29 protein-coding genes are annotated in these 21,589 nt (G+C 58.3%); 28 read left to right on the top strand and 1 reads right to left on the bottom strand.

Annotation, left to right across the window (positions count from 1 at the left end; genetic code table 11):
* Position 1: 1 nt before the first annotated feature.
* From V3W40_RS09420 to V3W40_RS09285, 28 genes are all read left to right on the top strand, one after another.
* On the top strand, positions 2-286 hold the full coding sequence (locus tag V3W40_RS09420; RefSeq protein WP_330214926.1) for a phage holin, lambda family: 285 nt from the start codon (positions 2-4) through the stop codon (positions 284-286).
* Positions 283-669: a hypothetical protein gene (locus tag V3W40_RS09415; protein WP_330214925.1), complete on the top strand. Its 387-nt coding sequence runs from the start codon at positions 283-285 to the stop codon at positions 667-669. The genes V3W40_RS09420 and V3W40_RS09415 overlap by 4 nt, the downstream gene beginning before the upstream one ends.
* Positions 626-817 carry a hypothetical protein gene (locus V3W40_RS09410; RefSeq protein ID WP_330214935.1) on the top strand — a complete coding sequence of 64 codons (192 nt, stop codon included), beginning with the start codon at positions 626-628 and terminating at the stop codon, positions 815-817. Before V3W40_RS09415 ends, V3W40_RS09410 begins: the two co-directional genes overlap by 44 nt.
* A 6-nt stretch (positions 818-823) precedes the next feature.
* Positions 824-1,225 carry an HNH endonuclease gene (locus V3W40_RS09405; protein WP_265085411.1) on the top strand — a complete coding sequence of 134 codons (402 nt, stop codon included), beginning with the start codon at positions 824-826 and terminating at the stop codon, positions 1,223-1,225.
* A gap of 131 nt (positions 1,226-1,356) precedes the next feature.
* Positions 1,357-1,842 (top strand): phage terminase small subunit P27 family, encoded by a 486-nt coding sequence (locus V3W40_RS09400; protein WP_330214924.1) that lies wholly within the window; start codon positions 1,357-1,359, stop codon positions 1,840-1,842.
* Complete coding sequence (locus tag V3W40_RS09395) at positions 1,842-3,569, top strand: terminase large subunit (RefSeq protein ID WP_330214923.1); 1,728 nt, start codon at positions 1,842-1,844, stop codon at positions 3,567-3,569. Before V3W40_RS09400 ends, V3W40_RS09395 begins: the two co-directional genes overlap by 1 nt.
* A gap of 7 nt (positions 3,570-3,576) precedes the next feature.
* The gene (locus tag V3W40_RS09390) at positions 3,577-3,741 is read left to right on the top strand and encodes a hypothetical protein (RefSeq protein ID WP_187681747.1); all 165 of its coding nucleotides are present in this window, start codon (positions 3,577-3,579) and stop codon (positions 3,739-3,741) included.
* The gene (locus V3W40_RS09385) at positions 3,734-5,071 is read left to right on the top strand and encodes a phage portal protein (protein WP_330214922.1); all 1,338 of its coding nucleotides are present in this window, start codon (positions 3,734-3,736) and stop codon (positions 5,069-5,071) included. Before V3W40_RS09390 ends, V3W40_RS09385 begins: the two co-directional genes overlap by 8 nt.
* On the top strand, positions 5,068-5,769 hold the full coding sequence (locus V3W40_RS09380) for an HK97 family phage prohead protease (protein ID WP_330214921.1): 702 nt from the start codon (positions 5,068-5,070) through the stop codon (positions 5,767-5,769). Before V3W40_RS09385 ends, V3W40_RS09380 begins: the two co-directional genes overlap by 4 nt.
* A gap of 9 nt (positions 5,770-5,778) precedes the next feature.
* Positions 5,779-7,032, top strand: a complete 1,254-nt coding sequence (locus V3W40_RS09375; protein WP_187681745.1) for a phage major capsid protein — start codon at positions 5,779-5,781, stop codon at positions 7,030-7,032.
* A gap of 50 nt (positions 7,033-7,082) precedes the next feature.
* Complete coding sequence (locus V3W40_RS09370; RefSeq protein WP_187681744.1) at positions 7,083-7,325, top strand: hypothetical protein; 243 nt, start codon at positions 7,083-7,085, stop codon at positions 7,323-7,325.
* A 2-nt stretch (positions 7,326-7,327) separates the two neighbouring features.
* Positions 7,328-7,813, top strand: coding sequence for a head-tail connector protein (locus V3W40_RS09365; RefSeq protein WP_330214920.1), 486 nt, complete (start codon positions 7,328-7,330; stop codon positions 7,811-7,813).
* On the top strand, positions 7,814-8,176 hold the full coding sequence (locus V3W40_RS09360; protein WP_034112024.1) for a phage head closure protein: 363 nt from the start codon (positions 7,814-7,816) through the stop codon (positions 8,174-8,176).
* Positions 8,169-8,690 (top strand): hypothetical protein, encoded by a 522-nt coding sequence (locus V3W40_RS09355; RefSeq protein WP_330214919.1) that lies wholly within the window; start codon positions 8,169-8,171, stop codon positions 8,688-8,690. Before V3W40_RS09360 ends, V3W40_RS09355 begins: the two co-directional genes overlap by 8 nt.
* A 23-nt stretch (positions 8,691-8,713) precedes the next feature.
* Positions 8,714-9,304 carry a phage tail terminator protein gene (locus tag V3W40_RS09350; protein WP_034112028.1) on the top strand — a complete coding sequence of 197 codons (591 nt, stop codon included), beginning with the start codon at positions 8,714-8,716 and terminating at the stop codon, positions 9,302-9,304.
* Positions 9,301-9,507: a DUF2635 domain-containing protein gene (locus V3W40_RS09345; protein ID WP_065948813.1), complete on the top strand. Its 207-nt coding sequence runs from the start codon at positions 9,301-9,303 to the stop codon at positions 9,505-9,507. The genes V3W40_RS09350 and V3W40_RS09345 overlap by 4 nt, the downstream gene beginning before the upstream one ends.
* The gene (locus tag V3W40_RS09340; RefSeq protein ID WP_330214918.1) at positions 9,507-11,003 is read left to right on the top strand and encodes a phage tail sheath subtilisin-like domain-containing protein; all 1,497 of its coding nucleotides are present in this window, start codon (positions 9,507-9,509) and stop codon (positions 11,001-11,003) included. Before V3W40_RS09345 ends, V3W40_RS09340 begins: the two co-directional genes overlap by 1 nt.
* 60 nt (positions 11,004-11,063) lie before the next feature.
* Positions 11,064-11,411 (top strand): phage tail tube protein, encoded by a 348-nt coding sequence (locus V3W40_RS09335; RefSeq protein WP_330214917.1) that lies wholly within the window; start codon positions 11,064-11,066, stop codon positions 11,409-11,411.
* The gene (locus V3W40_RS09330; protein ID WP_265085419.1) at positions 11,408-11,704 is read left to right on the top strand and encodes a phage tail assembly protein; all 297 of its coding nucleotides are present in this window, start codon (positions 11,408-11,410) and stop codon (positions 11,702-11,704) included. The genes V3W40_RS09335 and V3W40_RS09330 overlap by 4 nt, the downstream gene beginning before the upstream one ends.
* A 130-nt stretch (positions 11,705-11,834) precedes the next feature.
* The gene (locus V3W40_RS09325; protein ID WP_330214916.1) at positions 11,835-13,892 is read left to right on the top strand and encodes a phage tail tape measure protein; all 2,058 of its coding nucleotides are present in this window, start codon (positions 11,835-11,837) and stop codon (positions 13,890-13,892) included.
* Complete coding sequence (locus V3W40_RS09320; protein WP_330214915.1) at positions 13,893-15,146, top strand: DNA circularization protein; 1,254 nt, start codon at positions 13,893-13,895, stop codon at positions 15,144-15,146.
* 3 nt (positions 15,147-15,149) lie between these two features.
* Positions 15,150-16,265, top strand: a complete 1,116-nt coding sequence (locus V3W40_RS09315) for a phage baseplate assembly protein (RefSeq protein WP_330214914.1) — start codon at positions 15,150-15,152, stop codon at positions 16,263-16,265.
* The gene (locus V3W40_RS09310; RefSeq protein ID WP_330214913.1) at positions 16,262-16,771 is read left to right on the top strand and encodes a phage baseplate assembly protein V; all 510 of its coding nucleotides are present in this window, start codon (positions 16,262-16,264) and stop codon (positions 16,769-16,771) included. The genes V3W40_RS09315 and V3W40_RS09310 overlap by 4 nt, the downstream gene beginning before the upstream one ends.
* Complete coding sequence (locus V3W40_RS09305) at positions 16,768-17,166, top strand: phage GP46 family protein (RefSeq protein WP_330214912.1); 399 nt, start codon at positions 16,768-16,770, stop codon at positions 17,164-17,166. The genes V3W40_RS09310 and V3W40_RS09305 overlap by 4 nt, the downstream gene beginning before the upstream one ends.
* Positions 17,156-18,193, top strand: coding sequence for a baseplate J/gp47 family protein (locus V3W40_RS09300; RefSeq protein WP_330214911.1), 1,038 nt, complete (start codon positions 17,156-17,158; stop codon positions 18,191-18,193). Before V3W40_RS09305 ends, V3W40_RS09300 begins: the two co-directional genes overlap by 11 nt.
* Entirely contained in the window at positions 18,184-18,783 is a 600-nt protein-coding gene (locus V3W40_RS09295) for a YmfQ family protein (RefSeq protein WP_122768122.1), read from the top strand. The genes V3W40_RS09300 and V3W40_RS09295 overlap by 10 nt, the downstream gene beginning before the upstream one ends.
* An 11-nt stretch (positions 18,784-18,794) precedes the next feature.
* Positions 18,795-20,087: a hypothetical protein gene (locus V3W40_RS09290; RefSeq protein WP_330214910.1), complete on the top strand. Its 1,293-nt coding sequence runs from the start codon at positions 18,795-18,797 to the stop codon at positions 20,085-20,087.
* Positions 20,084-20,485 carry a hypothetical protein gene (locus V3W40_RS09285; RefSeq protein ID WP_330214909.1) on the top strand — a complete coding sequence of 134 codons (402 nt, stop codon included), beginning with the start codon at positions 20,084-20,086 and terminating at the stop codon, positions 20,483-20,485. The genes V3W40_RS09290 and V3W40_RS09285 overlap by 4 nt, the downstream gene beginning before the upstream one ends.
* Here the strand turns inward: V3W40_RS09285 and V3W40_RS09280 are convergent.
* Positions 20,470-21,537, bottom strand: coding sequence for an acyltransferase family protein (locus tag V3W40_RS09280; RefSeq protein WP_330214908.1), 1,068 nt, complete (start codon positions 21,535-21,537; stop codon positions 20,470-20,472). The genes V3W40_RS09285 and V3W40_RS09280 overlap by 16 nt on opposite strands.
* Positions 21,538-21,589 lie beyond the last annotated feature (52 nt).

The raw sequence follows: 21,589 nt of genomic DNA, 5'->3' as shown, positions 1-21,589 counted from the left end.
AATCTGGCTGGCCCTCTCGAACCCGCTATGGCAGGGCGCAATCATGGCCGTCACGATCACTCTTCTTCGCGTGCTGTACGAAGCCAAAGAGCCAAACAAGTGGCGGATCATCTTGGAGGCGCTCATTTGTGGCGCGCTCAGCCTGTCGGCCAGCAGCATCATTGAATGGATGACCTGGCCCCCAAGTTTGTCCGTTGCTGCTGGTGGTGCCATTGGCTTCATTGGCGTAACGGCGATCAGGGACATGATCATCCGATTCCTGGGCAAGAAGGTGGACTCGGCATGAAGGCGATCGCGGCAGCAATCATCATCGCTCTGGTGGGTCTTCTGCTGGTCGGCATTCAACAGTTACGGGTTGAAGACCTTCGCGAAGAGAAGCGCGTCGAGACCCAGGCCAAGGATGACGCCATCAAGGCCAATACCGAGAGCCAGGCCACCATCACCACGCTGCGTGCTGAAGCAAGGCGCAATGCCGAGTACCAGGCCGATCTGGCAAAGCGCCTCAAGTCCAGCCAGGACAAAGCAAAAAAGGCGGAGAAGAACTTTGAAGACCTCAAGCGCAACAGCAAGCCTGTTCGTGACTGGGCTGCTCAGCCTCTGCCTGACGGCCTGCGCGGGAAAGCCGGTGGTAGTAACAAAGACCCAGGCCGTAAGGCTGGAAGCCCCTGAACTGATCCCGTGCGAACGGGTTGATGAGGATGCCGCCGACCTTAGCCTGAATGGCGATGTGTGGGAGTTGAAGGACAGGGCAATCAACCTGCTCGACACATGTGCCGACCAGGTAGACGCCCAGATCAAACGCAGCCAGAGCAAGTGATCACTGATGCCATTAAGACCACAGAAGCCTTGCAGTGCTCAGGGGTGCAGGGCGCTGACCCGCAACCCTCGCTATTGCGACGAGCATGCCGAACTCGCGAAGGCAGCGGCTGCCAAACTGGCTGACAAGAAGCGCGAGAGCAGTAGCCAGCGAGGCTATGGCTACAAGTGGCAGCAGGCAAGCAAGGGGTTCTTGGCACGCCATCCGTTGTGCGCTGAGCATGATCGGCGCGGTGAGGTGGTAGCGGCCACCGAGGTTGACCACATCACCCCGCACAAAGGCGACATGGTGATTTTCTGGGATCGAACCAACTGGCAGTCCCTGTGCCACAGCTGCCACAGCACCAAAACAGCGTCTGAAGACGGTGGTTGGGGCAACCCAAGCAGAAAATCGGGCAAAACGCAGTGAAAAAGTCTCAAATGAGACGAATTCTCACTAAAGGGGTGGGGGAGGGTCAAAAGTCCAGAGCTTTTGCCTTCTAGACCGTCCGCCCAATCGTTTTCTTACACCCGCGAAATTAAAAATTCAGGAGTTGCGCGATGGGAGGCACCGCCACGGTCGCCGGCCGTGGTCGCAAACCCAAGCCAACGGCCAAGAAAGCACTCGCCGGAAACCCTGGCAAGCGCGCGCTGAATACAGCCGAGCCGCAGTTTTCCAAGATCACCCAAATCGACCCGCCAGAGTGGTTCAGCCCGCGGGCGGCGACCATGTGGAACATGATTGTCCCGGAGCTGCTACGCGAGAACGTTGTGGCGATCACGGATCTGCACAACGTCGAGGCCTTCTGTAGCGCCTACGACAACTGGCGGCTTGCGCAGGAATCGATCCAGGAACACGGGATCGTTGTTACCGGCGCCATGGGTGGACCAATGAAGAACCCCGCGCTTACCGCCGCGAACGAAACGATGCGCCAGATGGTGACCTTCGGGTCAATGCTGGGCCTGGACCCCGCCAGCCGCACACGACTGATCGGCGGCAACAAGGAGAAAGAAACCAACGAATTTGCCAACTTGCTGAGAACCTGATGACCAAATCTGCCCACCCCAATGTCGACAAGGCGACGGCATGGGGTCGGTCAGTGCTGCGCGGTAAGGTCCCGGCGTGCCGTTACATACACCAGGCGGTACAGCGCCACTTCGACGACCTGGCGGCCAGCCGCAAGCGCGGCTTCCGTTTCAAGTTCGATGCGGCAAAGGCCGAGAAAAAACTCAAGCTGATGCAGCTGCTCCCGCACACCAAGGGCGAGTGGGCATTCAAGCGTCAGCTGATCACGCTGGAGCCCTGGCAGTTGTTCGGTCTGGCTGTGACATTTGGCTGGGTCAAGAAGAAGGGCGGTCACCGCCGCTTCCGTGAAAGCTACTGGGAAGTGCCCAGGAAAAACGGCAAGTCTGTTGTCGCCGGCGGTGTGGGCATCAGCATGTTCGTTGCCGATGGCGAATTTGGTGCCGAGGTCTACGCCGGCGCGACCACAGAGAAGCAAGCGTGGGAAGTTTTCCGTCCTGCCAAGCTGATGGTCAGCAAGTCGCCGATGCTGATTCAGGCCGCCGGAATCGAGGTGAACGCCTCGAACATGAATATCCCGTCCGACTTCAGCCGTTTTGAGCCATTGATCGGTAATCCTGGCGACGGCGCTTCCCCAAGCTGCGCGATCGTCGACGAATACCACGAACACCCAACGTCGGCCCAGTACGACACCATGCTCACAGGTATGGGCGCCAGGCGGCAGCCGCTCATGTTCATCATCACCACTGCCGGCGCAGACATCGAAGGCCCGTGCTACGACAAGCGCCGCCAGGTCGTTGAGATGCTGGCCGGCACGGTTCCAGACGAAGAGTTGTTCGGCTGGATCTGGACGCTCGACGAGGGCGACGACTGGACCGATCCGAAGATGCTGGCCAAGGCCAACCCGAACCACGGCGTCTCGGTGTTTCAGGAGTACCTAGAAAGTCAGCAGGCCAGGGCCATCCGATCTGCGCGCTTTGCAAACACGTTCAAAACGAAGCACCTCAACCTATGGGTGAGCGCAAAGTCGGGGTTCTTCAACATGGAGGACTGGAAATCCTGCGAAGACGCCACGCTCACCCTGGAACAGTTCGAGGGGCAAGAGTGGATCGCAGGGTTCGACCTGGCACGCAAACTGGACATGAACTCGCGGGCGCGTCTGTTCTGGCGGGTTATTGATGGAAAGACCCACTACTACAGTGTGGCGCCTAAGTTTTGGGTGCCATATGACACCGCCTACGACAGCGACAACAAGCGTATGTCGGAACGCTTTCAGGCCTGGATCAACTCAAAGCATTTGGAGATAACCGACGGCGCCGAGATCGACTATCGCGAGATACTCGAAGATACCAAGGAAGCCAATCACCAGGCCCCAGTTCGAGAGTGTCCTATCGACCCTCACGGCGCGACCGGCCTTAGCCACGACCTTGATGATGAAGGCTTCAACCCGATAACGATCACACAGAACTACACCAACATGTCGGACCCCATGAAGGAACTGGAGGCCGCCATTACTGCTGGCCGCTTCCACCATGATGGCAATCCGATCATGACCTGGTGCGTGGCCAACGTGATCGGCAAAAACATGCCGGGAAACGATGACATCGTTCGCCCCATCAAGCAGGGCGATGACAACAAGATAGACGGTGCCGTGGCGCTGATCATGGCCATCGGTAGAGCCTTGATTTTGGTCAACGACAACAGCGGCAACATCAGCGACTTCTTTTCAAAACCAATCATTGTTGGATAACTCACCCATGGATACAGGCCTGATCCTCTTCATCGTGGCGGCCGTGGCCGCTCTGTGCCTGTTTGTCGCCGGCGTATTTCTCCTGGCCGGTCTCGGTTGGGCGTTTATTGCTGCCGCTGCATCGTTCTTGGTCGCCGCTGGTTTCATTCGCAAGGGGCTGACCGGTGAATAAACCTCTCAAGTCAGTATTGCGTCAGGCGCTGTTTAAGTCGGCAGAGCCTGGGCTGGTCAAATCTTCTTTGGCAGGTTGGGTTGGCCGGCGTATCGGTCTCGGTGATGCTGCCTTTTGGAACGGCTACTACGGCACTGATTCGGCATCAGGCAAAACGGTGAGCCAGCAGACAGCGCTTCAGCTGTCTACGGTGTGGGCCTGCGTTCGCCTTATTGCGGAAACGTTGGCCACTCTCCCGATCGCGCTTTACGAAGATAAAAACGGCGTGCCAGAGGTGGCCACTTCTCACCCTGTGCACCGTGTAATCAGCCAGCAGCCGAACGCCGACCAAACACCTGTGGAATTCTGGGAGTGCGTGGTGGCCAGCTTGCTGCTCAGCGGCAACAGTTTCAATGAGCCTCATTTGGTAGGCCGCGATCTATCTTCGCTGGAGTTCATTCTTCCGCAGTCGGTTTCTCCGCCTCGGCGCACTAGCAGCGGCGCAATCGAATACCGGTTCATCGACAGCGAGGGCAAGCCTCACACGCTGCTTGATGAGCAAATGATGCACACGCGGGGGTTCGGTACGGATCCTATGTTCGGGTTGAGCCCGGTTGCTATGGGCCGCAATGTTTTCGGCGCCGCGATGGCTGCCGATGAATCGGCCAGCAAGATGTTCGCCAATGGGATGAAGCTCGGCGGCGTTCTATCGACCGACCAGATTCTCAACAAAGCACAGCGGGAAGACATCCGCGAGGACATGGCGGCCAAGTTCGCCGGCGCCGTGAACACTGGTAAGACGATGGTTCTGGAAGCGGGGATGAAATATCAGCAGGTGTCGATGAGCCCTGAGGATGCCCAGATGCTGCAAACCAGGGCCTTCAACGTCGAAGAGATCTGCCGGTGGTTTCGTGTTCCGCCTTGGATGGTCGGCCACACGTCGAACAGTACCAGCTGGGGGACCGGCATGGAGCAGCAGATGCTCGGCTTCCTGAGCTTCACGTTGCTGCCCTGGATGAAACGTATCGAGCAGAGCATTAATCGTCGCCTGTTACGGCCCGAAGAGCGCCGGCGGTTCTACGCCAAGTTCAACCCAGAAGGCTTGCTTCGTGCGGATAGCGCGGCCCGTGCAGCCTTCTATAGCTCGATGACCCAGAACGGCATCTACACCCGAGACGAGTGCCGGGTAAAAGAGAACCTCGCACCCAAAGGCGGAAACGCCGCTCAGCTCACAGTTCAGTCAAACATGTTGCCGATCGACAAGCTCGGCGGTGATGCCGGTGATGCGCAGCAAGCGCGCTCGGCGCTCTTGGATTGGCTCAACGATAAACCAAAGGGGAACCAGGAATGAAGCATAAGGACCAGTCCCTGGCGGTGAAGTACCGCTCATTTGACTACGACGTAAAGGCTGTCAGCGATGATGGCCTTTTTTCTGGCTACGGTTCCGTGTTCGGCGTGATCGACAGCTATAACGAAGTTGTCGCGCCGGGTGCTTTTCTGGAGTCCATCGCCGATCTGAAAGCAAAGTCCCGGTCGCTGCCGGTTCTGTGGCAGCACCGTACCGCCGAGCCCATCGGATCGTGGTCGATGGATACCTTAAAAGAGGACACCAAAGGACTGTTCGGGGATGGCGAGCTCTGGCTGGCTGACGCTCCGTATGCGCGCATCGCCATGCGGGGTATGAAGTCCAGATCGATCACAGGCCTGTCGATCGGCTACTACGTACGTGAATCCAGCTTCGACGAGAAGACCCGGATCCGCACCCTGACGAAACTCGACCTGGTCGAGATTTCCATCGTGACTGTGCCGGCCAACGACGAGGCTAGAACCGACACCATCAAGTCGAAGCTGGCCCACGGCGGCCTGCCTTCACTTCCCGAATTTGAGCTGCTCCTGCGCGAGGCAGGCTTCTCGAAAACTCAGTCTGCGGTGATTGCCAACCGTGGACTGCAGCATCTGCTCCGGAGCGAGTCCGCGGGCGACCTGGCAGCAATTGAAGTCGTCGAGGCGCTTAAGTTGCGTCCCGCGCTGTCCCTCCCTTCGTTTTGAGGATTCACCATGCATAACGCCATGAGCAACCAGGCTCGCGCCGAAAACCGTCAGTTGCAACGCAAGGAGCACTCCGACGACAAGGTCCAACTGAAAGCGGTAAACGACCTGCTGGATCAGCGTGACCAGGAAATCAAAGCCTTTGCCGAGAAGGCGAACAAAGAAATCAAAGAACACGGCACCATTCTGGCCGATACCAAGACCGTTCTCGACGGCCTGGTAAAGGATGGTCTGGGATTGCAGGATCGCCTTCAGGACATCGAGCAAAAGCTGGCTCGTCGCTTTGCGGCCAACGACCCAACTGACGCCAAGTCGGTAGGTGAAGAACTGTCCGACTCGGATGACTTCAAGGCCCTGCAAACTCGCGGCCGTGGTATTGCCCGTATTGGTCGCAAGGCCGTCACCAACATTACCAGCGCAACCACCGGTACTGGCGGCGTGGGCGTCGGCATCCAGCCTACGCGAGTACCTGGCATCGTTGCAGATCCGGAGCGTCAATTCGTCATCCGTGATTTGATCATGCCCGGCCGGACCGGCTCTAACGCTGTCGAGTTCGTGCAAGAAAGCGGCTTCCAGAACATGGCGGCGATCCAGGCCACTGAAGGCGCAGCGAAAGCTCAGTCTGACATCTCGTTTGCGCTGAAAACGACCAACGTCGTCACCATCGCGCACTGGTTCCGCGCCTCCAAGCAGGTTCTGTCCGATATCCCGCTGTTGCAGAGCTACATCAACGGTCGCGCGATCTACGGCCTGAAGTACAAGGAAGAGGAGCAGATCCTCGCCGGTAACGGCGTGGGCGGGAACATGCTCGGCCTGATCCCTCAGGCGTCCGCTTTCAACAACGCCCTTCGCAAAGCTGGCGATACCAAGATCGATACGCTGCGTCGCGCCATCCTGCAGGTGCGGATCGCCGAATACCGCGCCTCGGCGATCGCCCTCAACCCCGTCGACTGGGCTGATATCGAGCTGACCAAGGACAGCACTGGCTCCTACATCTGGGTCAACGTCCAGGAAGGCGGCGCACAACGCCTGTGGAAGCTGCCTGTTGTGGACAGCAACGCTGTTCCAGAGGGTGAATTCCTGGTGGGCGCCATGAACATCGCGGCTCAGATTTTCGACCGCGAAGAGGCGGCCGTTGAAGTTTCGACTGAAGACGGCGACAACTTCCGTACCAACATGGTCACGATTCGCGCGGAAGAGCGCCTGGCTATGGCTGTGTACCGTGAAGAATCCTTTGTCCACGGTGAATTCGACGCGCCGTAAGGCTTCGACACCTCACAGGAGCGCACCCGGGAAACCGGGTGCGAACACCGATGCCAGACATCACTGTAAAAGCGATCAAGGGTTTCAATGCCGATGGCCTGGATTCAGGCGAAAAGTATGTGAAGCGTGGTGCTGAATTTACCGTGGATGAATCAGTGGCCCGAGATTTACGCCGTAATGGCCTGATCGAGGAATACGACGTGAAGAATTCTGCGACCCCGGAAAACAAACAGGCCCCCACACCATTGAATAAAGCGGCGCCGAAACCCGCTTCCAAGAAAAAGGCCGACTGACCATGAGCGTGATCGACATCGAGCTGGCCATGAAGCACCTTCGGGCTGAGTTTGAGGACTTGGTTGATGTCCAGTCGAAGCTTGATGGTGCGGAGAGTGCAGCTCAAAAATTCTTGCAGCGCCGGTTCTATGTGGATGCCGCCGCGTTGTCAGCGGCTATTGCAGGCGTGCCAGCTGCCCGACTCGCTTCCAGGACGACTTATGAGGCCGCGCTCGCGGCGGCCGAAACGGTGGAAAACTGGGATGACCGATGTGCTGCTGTCGCTGACGCCCAGTTTGTTTTCTCGGAAGCGTTGATTGCGTGCACTGCAATTGCGCGTGGCATGGTCATTAACAAGTCGATCACCGCGGCATGTTTGCTAACGCTGGGCCACCTTTGGGCAAACCGAGAGGATGCAGTGACGGGTATCAACACCTCCTCTGTCATTGAGTTGCCCAATGGTTCGCGCTCACTTTTGCAGCCAGACAGGATTTCCATGGGGGTCTAGATGGCGTACAGAGAGATTGGGGCGGGCGAGCTAAACAAGCACGTGACGCTCCGGCGTCGCGACGACGTTCCGGCCGAAGACATGGGGCTGGACTCCCTGTTCTCTGAGGCCAACCCGCGCTGGGCGAAGATCGAACCAGTCGGTTCGGCGGTTTACACCGACAGCGCTCAGACGGAAAACAAAATCACGCACCGCATATTCCTGCGCTTTCGAACAGGAATCACGACCGCTTACGAGGTGGTTCACAAAGACACCTTGTATCGCGTGAAACGCGGTTTCGACATGAACGGCCGCGGGCGGTTCGTCGTGCTCGAGGTGGAGGAACTCGGCCTGTTGAAGCCTGGCGGGGGTATCTATGTCTAACTCGGCCTCGGTTGAGGGTTACCTGCACGTCGAGGGCTTCGATAACTTCGAGCGTGATGCCTTCGACAAGCGAAAGATCCGCGCGGGGATGCGCAAGGTCGGGCTGCTGATCGCTCAGCGCGCCCAGATGAACCTGGTGCTGGGCAAGGGCCAGGACGGGTACCCGGTGAACCGCACTGGTGCAACCGTCGAGTCCGTGAAGTTCAAGGTTTCCCGCGCTGGTTTTTTGGTGCGTATCTCTCCCACCAAGACATCAGCAATGGAAGAGTTCTATCCGGCCTACCTGCACTACGGCGTCAAGAAGGGCCGCAAGCTCGGGAAGTTGGCCCCAGGCGCCGGTAAAGGGAGGTCGAATCGCCGAGCCGCTGGCGTGCGGGCCGCTGCTGTTGCTGAGCGTGCCGCGGGTGAATGGCGCATCAAGCCGCGTGACAACTACATGGCCGACGCCCTGCAGGACTCGGCATCGCAAGTCAAATCCATTCTTTCCGCTGCCTTCGCCGCTGCCCTGGGCTGATCGCAACAACACCGGACAAACACATGAAGCTGAACCCGCTTGTCGCGCACTTGCGGCTGGCTTGCCCGTCCTTTGCTGGTCGGGTGGCTGGCGGCATCGACTGGGACGCTGTCGTCGAGAGCGCGCAGTTGGCTTTGCCGGCTGCGTACGTGATTGCAACCGCTGACGCTGCGACCCCGACAAAAGCCCAAAACATGATCATTCAGGACATCACTGATCAGTTCAACGTGGTGATCGTGCTGGATACGACGGACGAGCGTGGCCAGGCCGCCAACGACCTGCTGCACGACATCCGGGCCGAGTTGTGGCGCGCCTTGCTGGGGTATATCCCATCGCCGGAATACACGCCTATCGAGTATGGCAAGGGCGCCTTGCTGCACATCAGTCGGGCCCGGGTGGTTTACCAGTTCACCTTCTTTTCCGAATTCCAGGTTGGGCGTAATCGTCCTGACCAGCCGGCCGAGACTTGGCAAGAGCTTGAGCTCGACGGGCTCACCGGGTTTACCGGTGTCGACTTCCAAATGGACTGCATCGACCCGGCAGATCCAAACCTGCAATCACCCGGCCCGGATGGGCGTATCGAAGCGCATTTCTCAGGAGACGTAACACCATGACCAAGCGCATCACTGTGGTGCCGGCCAAAGGCCGCTCTGTGCCCGATCCGGAGGCTGGCGACCTGTTGCCTGTTGAAGGCCGGGACGTACCCGACAACGTCTGGTGGCGCCGCCGCCAAGCTGACGGCGACGTCAAGTTGAAAGACGTTGAACCCACTACCACCAAAGCTGCAGTCGCGGCGAAAACCGAGGTGGCCAAATAATGCCTATCGGATTCAGCAACATCCCGGCCGATATCCGTGTGCCGCTGTTCTATGCGGAGATGGATAACTCGGCTGCGAACAGCGCCTCGTCGGCCATGCGCCGTCTGATCGTCGGCCAGGTAAACGACAACGCCGTGGGCGAAAGCATCGGCAAGCTGGTGCTGGTCACCAGCCTGGCCCTGGCCAAGGAAATTGGCGGGCAGGGCTCCATGCTCGCCGCAATGTACGAAGCCTGGCGCAAGACTGACCCGATCGGCGAGATCTGGTGCCTGCCGCTGCAAAACGAAACCGGCGAGGTGGCCTCTGCGACTATCACCCTCACCGGAACTTCCACCGAAGCTGGCTTGCTGAATCTGTATGTCGGCGGTGTGCGAGTGCAATCTGTGGTGCCGTCTGCCGCAACACCGACGGCTGCGGCCGCCGCCCTGGCTGTCAAGATCAATGCCTCACCAGATCTTCCAGTGACAGCAGTCGCAGCGGCGGGCGTGGTTACTTTGACCTGCAAGTGGACCGGCGAAAGCGGTAACGACATCAGCATCGCGCTTAATCGCCTGGGCAAGTCCAATGGCGAAATGACGCCGGCCGGTATGACCGTTGCAGTTACGCAAATGACCGCCGGCGTCGGCACGCCCGACCAGGTTGACGCAATCGCCGCACTGGGTGATGAACCTTTCGAGTTCCTGTGCCAGCCCTGGACCGACACGACGTCGCTGAATGCCTGGAAGGAAGCGATGGACGACAACGTCGGTCGCTGGAGCTGGGCCAAGCAGCTGTTCGGGCACGTCTACAGCGCGAAGCGCGGAACGATCGGCACTTTGGTTGCTGCCGGCCAGGTGCGTAACGATCAGCACATGACCATCCAGGCAGTGGAAGTTGGTGTACCTCAGCCAGTGTGGGTGCAGGCTGCAGCTTTGGCCGCGCGTACCGCCGTCTTCATCTCCGCCGATGCCAGCCGTCCAACCCAAAGTGGCAGCATGCCAGGCCTTGATCCGGCCCCTGCGAGCGACCGTTTCACACTGACCGAGCGTCAGTCGCTGCTGAACTACGGCCTGGCCACGGCGTATTACGAGGGCGGTTACGTGCGCATTCAGCGCTCGATCACCACCTATCAGAAGAACGCCTACGGTCAGGCGGATAACTCCTACCTGGACAGCGAGACAATGCACCAGTCGGCGTACATCATTCGTCGCATGCAAAGCGTCATCACCAGTAAGTACGGCCGCCACAAGCTGGCGAATGACGGTACGCGCTTTGGTGCCGGTCAGCCAATTGTCACGCCGAGCACCATCCGTGGGGAGCTGATTGCTCAATACGGCAAGCTCGAACTGGAAGGTCACGTCGAGAACGCGGATCTGTTCGCTGAGCACCTGGTGGTGGAGCGTGACACTCAGGATCCGAGCCGGGTCAACATGTTGTTCCCGCCGGACTACATCAACGGTCTGCGCATCTTCGCGATGCTCAACCAATTCCGTCTTCAGTACGACGCCGCGGCGTAACGCTGACCCTGATCACCCGGCCCGCCTTGAGCGGGCTTTTTCATTCCAGAGGAAAAGACCATGGGTCAAAAAGTAGCGGGTACCGCATACGTAAAAGTGGACGGCACGCAGCTCACTATCACCGGAGGCGCGGAAGCGCCGTTGATGGAAGTGAAGCGGGAGACGGTTTATCCAGGCTTCTACAAGGAAGAAGAACTGGCGGCGTACTTGAAGATGACAGCCATCGTTGAGGTGGGCTTTCCGATCAAGACGCTGGCGAATGGCCGCGACATGACGGTCACCTGCGAATTCAACAACGGCCGCGTCTACGTTCTTTCCGGCGCCTACCTGGTCGATGAGCCATCGTTCAAGGCTGACGACGGCACGGTAGAGCTGCAATTCGATGGCATCAAAGGGATCTGGCAATGAGTGATTCCGTAAAGCTGCAGGTTCCTATTGAAGCGCACGGCGAGCCCCTGACCGAACTGAACCTGCGCCGGCCGACCGTGCAGGAAGTTCGGGCCATCAAGGCCTTGCCCTACAAGATCGACAAAAACGAAGAGGTCAGCCTCGACATGGACGTCGCCGCGAAATACATCGCGGTTTGCGCAGGCATCCCTCCGTCGTCGGTCAACCAGCTCGATCTGGCGGACCTCAACACACTGAGCTGGCAGGTGGCCGGTTTTTTCATGAGCGCGGCATCAGCACAACCGAGCAGCTGATCGAGGTCGCGTATGACCTGGCGTGGTTCTGGAAAGTTGATCCGGAGCTATTGATGGCCCGGCCACTGGACGTGCTTCTTGAATCGCTGGAGCACGCCCAGCGCATTAACCAATCCCAGCAGGTGTAGTGATGGCGGACAAGTTCCAGCTCAAGGCGTTGATCACCGGCGTCGACAAGCTGTCGCCGACGCTGGCAGGGATCCGTAAGAACGTTGCGGGTTTCACCAAGCAGATGAACAACTCGGGTCTGGGCAAAATCGGGTTCAAGGAGGCTTTGCAGGGCGGCGCCCTGGCGGCACCGTTTATTGCTGGCGCCCGGGCGGCCATCGAGTTTGAGACCGCTATGGCGGACGTGAAGAAGGTGGTTGACTTCGACACCCCGCAGCAGTTCAAGCAGATGGGGCAGGATGTACTCGACCTGTCGGAAAACATGCCGATGGCGGCAAGCGGCATTGCTGCGATTGTCGCCGCCGGCGGCCAGGCCGGCTTTGCTCGCGGTGAGCTGAAACAGTTTGCCGAAGACGCCGTGAAGATGGGCGTTGCCTTTGATCAGACCGCCGAGCAGTCGGGCGACATGATGGCCAAGTGGCGCACGTCGTTCAAACTGACCCAGCCCGAAGTGGTTAAGCTGGCCGACCAGATCAACTACCTGAGCAACGTCGGTCCGTCTTCGGCCGCGCAGATCTCCGACATCGTGACGCGCATCGGCCCGCTTGGCGCAATCGCTGGCCTGGCTTCAGGGCAGATCGCCGCCATGGGTGCCACTCTGGCGGGCGTAGGTGTACCGAGCGAGGTTGCGGCAACCGGCATGAAGAACTTCATGCTGGCCCTGACGAAAGGGAGTGCCGCCACTAAACAACAGGCCCAGGCCTTTAAGTCTCTGCGCCTCGACGTGACGAAGGTCGCCAAGAGCATGCAGAAGGATGCGCAGGGCACTATCGAGGATGTGCTCGCTCGCATCGCGATGGTCGCCCCGGAGAAGCAGGCCGGCCTCTTGACTCAGCTGTTTGGTTCGGAGTCCGTCACCGCGATCGCTCCATTGCTGACAAACCTCGATCTCCTGAAGAAGAGCTTCCGGGATGTCGCCGAGGGTTCAGGCTATGCCGGATCTATGCAGAAGGAATATGCCGCGCGTTCGGCCACCACAGCCAATGCGATGCAGTTGCTGCAGAACAAAGTGACCCGGCTGGGCGTTGAGGTGGGTAGTGCACTGCTGCCACCGTTTAACGACTTCCTGACCATCATCGGCCCCCTGGTTTCCAAGCTTTCCACACTGGCCGCTCAGCATCCTGGCTTGATCAAAGGCATCGTCGCCGCGGCATTGGCCTACGGCGTGCTCCGCGTAGCGGTGGTGGCCACCACCATGGCGATGACTCTGTTCAACGCCGTGACCAAGAAGTCGATTGTCGGCCTGGTTATCCGGGGTATCGCGCTGGCGGCCGGCCTGCTCATTGCAAACTGGGCAACGGTTGCGCCGTTCTTCGAGAAGGTCTGGGCCAAGATCGAAGGCCCGGTGATGCAAGCCTGGGAGTGGTTCAAGAAGTTTGCCGAGTACACGCCGCTCGCGCTGATCACGGCGAACTGGGAGCCGCTGACGAAGTTCTTCGGGGCTTTGTGGGATCTGCTTGTGGCTCTGTCGGTTCCTGCCATGGACTTCTTCAAGTTGATATTCGACTGGAGCCCCCTGGGCTTGATCGTCAAGCATTGGGGCCCCATCACCGCCTGGTTCCAATCTTTGTGGGCAAAGCTCAAGCCGATCATTGAGCCGATCATGAAATGGTTCGGTGGTGGGGACGGGGGCGACGGGATCATCCAGACCGCGACCAACAAGGTGAACGCTTTCACGGAGGCCCAGCAGAAACGAAATGCCGGCGCCGGCGGCGGCACTGGTGAGTTTCTCCAGTCCGATGCGGCGTTGGCTGCTCAGTCGCGGCGGGCGGCCAACAACGAAGCCTTTGGCATCGATAACAACCGACTGCTGAGCCGGCCTGGGCAATTGCCGCCTTCTGGCAGCCTGCTGCAGCAAACCGCTGCTACCCAGACGCAGAAGGTCAACGGCGAGATAAACGTAAACATCAAAGGCGCGCCGCTTGGCACGACCGTCGATCAGCCGCAGGCCAGCCAGACCGGTCTGAAAATAAAGCCCAACGTCGGTACGCGAACCGTTGGCGTGATGAGGTCGCAGTAAATGGCAGAAAGAACGTGGCGTGACGAACTGCTGCCGGCCTCGTTCCGGGGGATCAGTTTCTTGATTCCCCAGGCCTCGGTGCCGGTGGGCATGAAAGGGCAGTTGCACGAGTTTCCTCAGCGAGATGAGCCTTACTTCGAGCAACTGGGCAAGCAGTCCCAGGTGCACCGGCTCACGATTTGGATCATCGGCGACGATTGTTTCGAGCGGCGCGATAAGTTCCTTGAAGCCATTCAAACGCCGGGAGCTGGCGAGCTGGTTCACCCTTGGCTGGGAAGAATGCAGGTCAAGGCCGGCGAAGCAGAGTTGACCCACGACTACCAACAGGGCGGCATGGTCAGCATGCTGGTCACGTTCTATCCGGACACGCCGCTCAAGTTCCCCGTGGCCAGGGTCAATACCCAGCAGCAGGTGGTGAAGGCTTCGGAGAGCATGTGGGAATCGGCGCTGGCGCGATACAAGGCCGCGATGGCCAAGGTTGACCAGGCACGCCTGGGTCTGGCCCGCCTGCGCAACAACCTGTCTGCGGTGTACACGGTAATCCAGCGCCAGTTCGCACCGTTCGTGGCCGTCTTCACAAACCTGACCGGGCTGGCGCAGTCGATCATGAATGCGCCCGGCTCGCTGTCGGCACTGTTCTCCAGCTATTTCAGCGATTTCTCAGTTCAGGATTACCTGAGCAACGACTCCAGCTATCGCAACACCGTAGCCACAGCAAGCCAGCAGGCCGAAGCGGTGAGCAGCATTAATACCGTCAGCACGATCGGCGGTGTCGACTCGGCCGCTGCATCGAAGGCCACGGCCGATCTGGTGCAGGACGCACTGTTTGTTCAGATTGCCCTGATCGTCAGCGAAATGCCGATCGCCTCGCAGCCTGTGTCCACAGACACAACGCCATCTGCTGATCAACAGGCCGTGCAGCCCTTCGAAAGGCCTGAGGTGCCGGTGGCAGATGATGTGCTCGAGCTGCGCGACGGATTGAACGAGGCGATGCTTGAGGCATCACTTAAAGCCGACTCGGCTCATTACCTGGTGCTCAATGCCCTGCGACAGACAATCGTCAAGCACCTGACGGCGGTCGCTGCTTCCGGCGTTCGCCTGGTGGAAATTACCCCGCCGGAAACCCTTTCTGCTCTGGTCCTGGCGTACCGGCGCTTCGGGGACGCTACGCGTGAGTCCGAGGTCGTGGAGCGAAACCGCATTCACCACCCAGGGTTTGTGCCCGCACGGCCGATCAAAATAGCCCAGAGGTAACCCGTGGACGAAGATGAAAACACCGTGACGCTCAGCGTCAACGGTTCGGATTACTCTGGCTGGAAATCGGTTGAAATTGCCCCAGGCCTCGAGGATCAGGCCCGGTCGTTCAATTTGAGCGTCACATGGAAGTGGCCAGGGCAGACCATAGGGCGACCGATCAAAGAGGGGGACAAGTGCCAAATTCGAATCGGGGATGACTTGGTTCTTACTGGGTGGGTGTTCGCCTCGCCGATTGATTACGACGACAAACAAATCACCATGTCCATCAGCGGTAGGTCGCTGACCGCCGACCTGGTCGATTGCGCGGCAATCAATGAACCGGGTCAGTGGAACAATCAGAGCGTCTTGTCAATCGTCTCTGCGCTTGCAGCGCCCTACGGGTTGAAGGTGCGCAGCGAGATCCCCGAAAGCGCAAAGCTTTCGGATCACACCATCGAGCCAGGCGAAACGGTTTTCGAGTCCATCGACCGACTGCTCACTCTGTTCAGGGTGTTCTCGACTGACGACGCCACCGGGATGGTGGTGCTGGCCAGGCCGGGAAGTGAGGGGCGCGCGTTCGACGCGCTTGAGGTGGGCAAGAACATCAAGACCGGCAGTGCCGGGCTCGACTTCTCTGCGGTGTTTTCCGAGTACCGAGTGCTCGGGCAGAAGAGCGGCACCGATGACGAGTTCGGCGCCGCGGCAGCCGAGGTTTCGGCAACGGTCACTGATCCCCGGGTTGCCCGTCGGCGGGTGATGGTGATCCAGCAGTCCGGCCAGCTTACGACTGAGCTGGCCCAGGCAAGGGCGCACTGGGAAAGCGTCACGCGCATGGGCAAGGCGCTGACCACCACGTATGAGGTTCAGGGGTGGAGGCAGACCAACGGCCAGCTCTGGAAACACAACATGCTGGTCCGGGTCATCGACCCGATCATCGGATACGACCGTTGGATGCTCATAGCTCGGGTGACATACATCCTGGGCGAGGGCGGCATGATCACAAAAATGGAAGTCGGCCCGCCCGACAGTTACGAGCCGGAGCCGAACGATTCGCTGAAAAACCGCAAGCTTAAAAAGGGCGGGAAGGGCGACAACTTCGAATACCTCATCCCAGCAGACTACGAGCCAAAACAATGAGCCTGAAAAGCATGTTGGCCCGCGGCACCGTCGTGCTCGCAAACGCCGGGAAGAAGATGCAATCGCTGCAAATCCGCCTGACGGCGGGTGAGCTGAAAGATGGTGTCGAGCATTTCGAACCCTACGGCTTCACCAGCAATCCGCTGCCGGGCGCCGAGGTGCTGACGGCGTTCCTGGGTGGTGATCGCTCCCACGCGGTTGTTGTGGTCGCTTCTGACCGCCGCTACCGCATCAGCGAAGTTGCCCCGGGCGAGGTGGTCATCTTCACGGACGAGGGGGACAAGATCCACTTCAAGCGTGGCCAGGTCATCGACATAGAAACCCAAACGCTGAACATCAAGGCCGGAACGTCAGTGAATTTTGACACCCCGTTGATAACCCAGACCGGACGGATCGTTTCCGCGGGTGACCAGGTGGCAGGCGGTGTCAGCCAGATAGAGCATGTCCATGGCTCCGTGATGTTCGGGAACAGCCAGAGTGGCCCGCCCGTGCCGGAGGCTGAATGATTATTTCAAACACAGTGGAGGCCGGTCTCACGCGCGCGGTGATGATCAGCCTTTTCACCTGGCGACGCGCGGCGACGGATGACCCGGTCGATGACGAGGAGCGCTATGGCTGGTGGGGTGACAGCTATCCAGCGACCGCCGACGACAAGATCGGCTCCCGCCTGTGGCTGCTGCGCCGGGTAAAGCTCACCGAGGCCACTCAGCGCGATGCCGAGTTTTACGCCGATGAGGCGCTGCGCTGGTTGCTCACCGATGAGCGCGTGGTGGGTATCGAAATCGACAGTGAGAAAGTCGGAATCAACCGCCTGAACCTGGTTGTGATCCTGACGATTCTTGGCGGCGCTCGGCTCGAAATCAAACCCTCTTCTTCATGGCAGGTGATCTATGCCGTTTGAAACTCCGTCCCTGCCGGTACTCATCAGCCGTACCCAAAGCGACCTTGCCAGTGATGTGTTACGACGGTCTGACGCCCAGGTGCTGGCCAGGACCCTGAGCGGCACCGCGTACGGGCTGTACGGATACCTCGACTGGATCGTTGACCAGATCCTGCCAGACCGCGCTGACGAGGAAACACTCGAGCGCATAGCGATCCTTCGATTGAGCCAGCCTCGCAATCCGGCGCAGCCCGCCGAAGGCTCGGTCGGATTCACTGCTGCCGCGCTGGCGGTGCTCGATGTCGACGTGGTGCTCCAGGCCGATGACGGCCGAACCTACAAGATCACTGCCGGATTAACGACTACGGCCGGGGTAAACACCACCACGATTGCTGCCGTTGATGCGGGCGTTCTCGGTAATGCCGACGCAGGCCTGACGTTGAAGTTGATCCAGCCAGTGGAGGGTGTGGTGAACACCTTCACCGTACTCGCTCCAGGGCTCACCGGCGGAATTGCTCAAGAGAGCGTTGAATCGCTGCGGGCGCGCGTTGTTCGGTCCTACCGCGTGATCCCGCATGGCGGCTCAAAAGATGACTACGAAACCTGGGCACTTGAGGTGCCCGGCATCACGCGGGCATGGTGCCGTGGCAATTACCTTGGGCCAGGCACTGTTGGTTTGTTCGTGATGCGTGATGGCGACGCTGAGCCAGTGCCGAATCCCACCCAACTGGCTGAGGTGAAGGCCTATATCGAGCAATTACGGCCAGTTACTGCTGAGCTGTATGTGCTGGCCCCGGTTGAGGTGCCGGTGGTCTACCAGATCCACGCCGTACCCGACACGTCAGCAGTACGCGCCGCCATCCAGGCTCAGCTTGTGGACCTTCACGAGCGTGAGGCGGGGCTCGGCGAAACGCTTCTGCTCACCCATATAGCCGAGGCTATCAGTGGGTCTGCCGGCGAAACTGATCACCAGCTCATCGCGCCGTCGGCGAACGTTGTACCCGCTGCCAACCAGCTTCTGACCTTCGGGGGTATCACATGGCTGTGATTAGAACGGCGGAAGAATATCGGGTGCAGCTTCAGGGGCTGCTCCCGCCTGGCCCTGCCTGGGATCCTGAGCTTGTGCCAGAAGTCGCGCTGGTGCTATCCGGCGTGGCTCTGGAGTTCTCCCGCGTGGATGCGCGGGCCGTGGCGCTGCTGAACGAAATGGATCCAGCAGGGGTTAGCGAGCTCGTTCCAGATTGGGAATCGATCATGGGCCTGCCGGACACCTGCCTCGGCCCGAACCCTGCGTTTGAGGATCGACGCCTGGCCGTTCGCCGGAGATTGGTGGAGGTGGGCGGGCAGAGCCGCGGCTACTTCATAGAGATCGCGGTAAGCCAGGGATACCCAAACGCAAATATCACCGAGCACAGAGCGCCCCGTATGGGGCGTTCTCGTTTTGGGGCTGCTCATTTCGGCACCTGGAACGCCCAATTCATGTGGACGCTCAACACCGGCGGCCGGCAGCGGCAGGGCCGCCGCTTCGGTGTCAGCTATTGGGGCGAGCGTTTCGGCACCAACCCGGGCAACGCACTGGAATGCCTGATCAGGCGGCCAGCGCCGGCACACACCGTTGTGCATATCAATTACGACTGAGGGGTAAAACCGTGGATTTTCCGAAAAGTGTGCCCAGCGTTGGGTTGGTAGATGGCAAATTTATTGATGAGGACGCAGTCGCCGGCACGCCCGGCTCGCTGATTCCATCCGCCTGGGGTAATGCCGTAACCCAGGAAATCCTGAATGTAATTCAGGAGGCCGGGCTCGATCCGGACGAAGACGACAACACGCAGTTGAATGCGGCTATCGATCAGAAGATCGCCGGCTCTTCGGTTTCGTTTGCGAGCCAGCCCGAAGCCGAGGACGGGACATCAATCACCAAGGCGATGAGCCCGCTTCGAGTATTCCAGGCGATCGCCAAGGTGGTAACGCAGGCCACTGAGACCGCATTTGGATGGCTCAAGATTGCAACCCAGGCGCAGGTAACCACGGGTACCAATGACTCCGTGGCAGTAACACCGAAAAAGCTTGCAACTCGGTTGCTCGATAAAGCTGATTTAAATAGCCCGGTATTTACTGGTGAGCCGGCAACGAACTCAACACCGCCCCTTCATAACAACAGCGCGAGACTCGCCAATACGAATTTCGTATACCAAGAGTTATTGTCGCTGTCGCTTAGCGTTGTGGGTTCCGCGCGCAATCTAAAAATGTCTGTCGCTGCCGCGAGCGCTAACGCCACATTGACTGCGGATGAGATCATTGTCGCCACTTCTCTTGGCGGCGCTCAGGTCAAGCTTTCCTCGTTCAACAAGTCCATCAACCTGGCAACCGTCGGTGCCGGCGGCATGGACACCGGTACGGCTCCGGTCAGTGGCTTTGTTGCGATCTACGCTATCTACAACCCAACCACCCAGGTATCGGCACTGCTCGCCGTGAATGCGACCTCGGCCGCCGCGCCCTCTGTTTATGGCGGCGCAAGCATGCCTGCTGGATACACTGCGTCGGCCCTTGTCAGCGTATGGGGTACGAACGCCAGTGGCCAGCTGAGAGTGGGCTATCAGTCTGATAGAAACATTAACTTCGTAGCAGTTAGCGTGCTGACTTCAACTGCGTCCGCCTCTACATTCACGAGCGTAAATATTTCGTCAGCTGCGCCACTGAACGCTGTTTCTGTGGTCGGAACCGTTGGACTGAATTCGAACTCCGGCGCTTTGAACGCACTTATTGCCTCGGACGCTACGACGGGCGGAGTAGGACTTCAGCAGACGACCGCGTCAGCAGTTACCAACCTCTCCGCGAATTACAATCTTATTATCGCTACAGCTCAAAGAATTTATTACACGTTCTCTGCGACTGGCAGCAGCGCCAGCATAAATATTTTTGTATCGGGGTACACTATATGATTTATGCACAAGTTGTTGATGGTAAGGTTGTTGCTGTATTTTCCAGCGTTCAAGACAGTGAGGATTGGCCGGGTGTTGTTGAGGTCGACGAGGAAAGTGGGCTGTATCTCGATTTTCTTGCAGGGTTGAAATTGAACGAGTCCCTGTCTGCCTTGGGCTCTGCCACACAGAAAGCCAACCTGCAAGTAAGTGTTTTGGCGGGGCGGCTTGATACCTTGGACTTTGCAGTGTCTGAAGGTGATGCCTCACCTTCGGAGCTTGAAGAACTTCCTCTACGCAAAGAACAACTTCAGTTATGGCGTCGTTACAATCTTGATTTGGGGAGAGTCCCAGGGCTGCCTGGATGGCCAGACAGCCCTTCTTGGCCATCGAAGCCAGAATCTTACTTTGGTGTTTGAATGCCCACAGATATTCTATCTGTGGCGATCCTTCCAATTCGTATGATTGGATTCTCAATTGTGCGGTTAGCAATGTAGCAAACCAAAATTAAGATAGGCAGAGCGGTAAGTGCGTTCGCTGGCAGGCCTGGCTTTATATAGGAAATCAAAGCCACAATATATTCAATGAGCCAGTTATGAAACAGATATACCGAAAATGTTAGGCTTGATAACAGCTTTATAGGCCTGCCATCTGGCAGGTGGCGCCCTAAATATATTGCCGCCAAAAAGATCGAAAGACCATAGTAAATGAAATACATGTTGCTCCACCTAGGTTGATAAGCTTCTATCATTGATAGTGAAGATGCAATCATCATGATTGAACTGGCGATGGCAAATACTGCTGTGACTTTTCTGAATTCGATTAGATAAGCGCAAGACCCTACAAGTAATACTCCAAAGTATATGCTTGTATATCCGTAGGATAGAAATTCACCGGATGGAAAGGCTGGCAGAAAATATATGGCAGCCACCGTCGCGGCGTAAATCCAAGGCAGAAGGTTCGGGTTTTCGAGGATGCGGAATATCCTAAGCACTGCCATGTAGGCGTAAAATAAAATCTCGACCCTTAACGTCCACTCAACGCCACCAAGTGAGTAAGGTGTGCTGAAAAAATCCCCTAGCAGCAGCAGTCGCGGAATCATAGTTGCCATTTCAGGAATGGTTACGTTATGAAATTTGTAATCCATTGCGGTCTGAGTTATGACGGCTACTACATATAGAGGGTAGATGCGGAATGCCCTCTTAACTAAAAATTCAAGCGGGCGCTCACTTTGTAGTACATGGGTAATGATGTAACCTGAAACCAAGAAAAAAACTATTACGCCAACAACTCCGCCGTAAAACAGAGGCATAACTAGCTCTAACATCCAGCGCGCTATACCGCTATTGTTCTGATCAGCTACGAAGCGTTCCATTGCGGGATAGAACTTGTGTCCAATCAATACGCTCGCGAAAGCAAATATGCGCATGTAGTCCAAAAAAACTATGCGGCGCTGATTATCTTTGGTCATCCTGAGCTTCTTCCTTGGGGGGCAACTGATTCTACATTGCATGTCGGTATCA

It is taken from the genome of Pseudomonas sp. AM8 (genome assembly GCF_036346475.1).
Classification (GTDB): domain Bacteria; phylum Pseudomonadota; class Gammaproteobacteria; order Pseudomonadales; family Pseudomonadaceae; genus Aquipseudomonas; species Aquipseudomonas marginalis.
This window is presented reverse-complemented; position numbering and strand designations above follow the sequence as displayed.

What these genes read in the sequence shown, in the direction of transcription:
- V3W40_RS09380 (WP_330214921.1), top strand. Translation starts at nt 5,068, where the DNA reads ATGAAGCATAAGGACCAGTCCCTGGCGGTGAAGTACCGCTCATTTGAC.
- V3W40_RS09325 (WP_330214916.1), top strand. Translation starts at nt 11,835, where the DNA reads ATGGCGGACAAGTTCCAGCTCAAGGCGTTGATCACCGGCGTCGACAAG.
- V3W40_RS09395 (WP_330214923.1), top strand. Translation starts at nt 1,842, where the DNA reads ATGACCAAATCTGCCCACCCCAATGTCGACAAGGCGACGGCATGGGGT.
- V3W40_RS09365 (WP_330214920.1), top strand. Translation starts at nt 7,328, where the DNA reads ATGAGCGTGATCGACATCGAGCTGGCCATGAAGCACCTTCGGGCTGAG.
- V3W40_RS09340 (WP_330214918.1), top strand. Translation starts at nt 9,507, where the DNA reads ATGCCTATCGGATTCAGCAACATCCCGGCCGATATCCGTGTGCCGCTG.
- V3W40_RS09295 (WP_122768122.1), top strand. Translation starts at nt 18,184, where the DNA reads ATGGCTGTGATTAGAACGGCGGAAGAATATCGGGTGCAGCTTCAGGGG.
- V3W40_RS09415 (WP_330214925.1), top strand. Translation starts at nt 283, where the DNA reads ATGAAGGCGATCGCGGCAGCAATCATCATCGCTCTGGTGGGTCTTCTG.
- V3W40_RS09280 (WP_330214908.1), bottom strand. Translation starts at nt 21,537, where the DNA reads ATGACCAAAGATAATCAGCGCCGCATAGTTTTTTTGGACTACATGCGC.
- V3W40_RS09360 (WP_034112024.1), top strand. Translation starts at nt 7,814, where the DNA reads ATGGCGTACAGAGAGATTGGGGCGGGCGAGCTAAACAAGCACGTGACG.
- V3W40_RS09375 (WP_187681745.1), top strand. Translation starts at nt 5,779, where the DNA reads ATGCATAACGCCATGAGCAACCAGGCTCGCGCCGAAAACCGTCAGTTG.
- V3W40_RS09370 (WP_187681744.1), top strand. Translation starts at nt 7,083, where the DNA reads ATGCCAGACATCACTGTAAAAGCGATCAAGGGTTTCAATGCCGATGGC.
- V3W40_RS09320 (WP_330214915.1), top strand. Translation starts at nt 13,893, where the DNA reads ATGGCAGAAAGAACGTGGCGTGACGAACTGCTGCCGGCCTCGTTCCGG.
- V3W40_RS09300 (WP_330214911.1), top strand. Translation starts at nt 17,156, where the DNA reads ATGCCGTTTGAAACTCCGTCCCTGCCGGTACTCATCAGCCGTACCCAA.
- V3W40_RS09355 (WP_330214919.1), top strand. Translation starts at nt 8,169, where the DNA reads ATGTCTAACTCGGCCTCGGTTGAGGGTTACCTGCACGTCGAGGGCTTC.
- V3W40_RS09310 (WP_330214913.1), top strand. Translation starts at nt 16,262, where the DNA reads ATGAGCCTGAAAAGCATGTTGGCCCGCGGCACCGTCGTGCTCGCAAAC.
- V3W40_RS09345 (WP_065948813.1), top strand. Translation starts at nt 9,301, where the DNA reads ATGACCAAGCGCATCACTGTGGTGCCGGCCAAAGGCCGCTCTGTGCCC.
- V3W40_RS09335 (WP_330214917.1), top strand. Translation starts at nt 11,064, where the DNA reads ATGGGTCAAAAAGTAGCGGGTACCGCATACGTAAAAGTGGACGGCACG.
- V3W40_RS09390 (WP_187681747.1), top strand. Translation starts at nt 3,577, where the DNA reads ATGGATACAGGCCTGATCCTCTTCATCGTGGCGGCCGTGGCCGCTCTG.
- V3W40_RS09285 (WP_330214909.1), top strand. Translation starts at nt 20,084, where the DNA reads ATGATTTATGCACAAGTTGTTGATGGTAAGGTTGTTGCTGTATTTTCC.
- V3W40_RS09330 (WP_265085419.1), top strand. Translation starts at nt 11,408, where the DNA reads ATGAGTGATTCCGTAAAGCTGCAGGTTCCTATTGAAGCGCACGGCGAG.
- V3W40_RS09305 (WP_330214912.1), top strand. Translation starts at nt 16,768, where the DNA reads ATGATTATTTCAAACACAGTGGAGGCCGGTCTCACGCGCGCGGTGATG.
- V3W40_RS09405 (WP_265085411.1), top strand. Translation starts at nt 824, where the DNA reads ATGCCATTAAGACCACAGAAGCCTTGCAGTGCTCAGGGGTGCAGGGCG.
- V3W40_RS09350 (WP_034112028.1), top strand. Translation starts at nt 8,714, where the DNA reads ATGAAGCTGAACCCGCTTGTCGCGCACTTGCGGCTGGCTTGCCCGTCC.
- V3W40_RS09400 (WP_330214924.1), top strand. Translation starts at nt 1,357, where the DNA reads ATGGGAGGCACCGCCACGGTCGCCGGCCGTGGTCGCAAACCCAAGCCA.